1 protein-coding gene is annotated in these 228 nt (G+C 48.2%); it reads right to left on the bottom strand.

All coding sequences use genetic code 11. The features are described from left to right. Positions 1-39 precede the first annotated feature (39 nt). A partial coding sequence (locus GPK83_RS06185) for a transposase (protein ID WP_215704289.1) occupies positions 40-228 on the bottom strand: 189 nt, incomplete at its 5' end.

Here is a 228-nt window from a genome sequence, read left to right as displayed (position 1 = left end):
ACACATCCAAATGTTTTTGCAAACAGTTCCTGCTGTATTTTATTGGGATAGATCCGAAACCGGTATACTACGTTCATGTTTTTTCTCCCCCTGTGTCTCGATGTACTGACGGATCACTTCGATCGGAGCTCCGCCGGCACTCAGGAGGCAGAAGCTCTGACTCCAGAACATTTCCTTCCAGAGCTTCTGCCGGATCTCCGGATACTCTTTTTTGATCAGACGGCTGCT

The sequence above is a fragment of the Clostridium sp. MCC328 genome, from assembly GCF_018785465.1.
GTDB classification, from domain to species: domain Bacteria; phylum Bacillota; class Clostridia; order Lachnospirales; family Lachnospiraceae; genus Pilosibacter; species Pilosibacter fragilis.
Note: the sequence above shows the minus strand (reverse complement) of the source record. Positions and strands in the feature narration are given on the sequence as shown.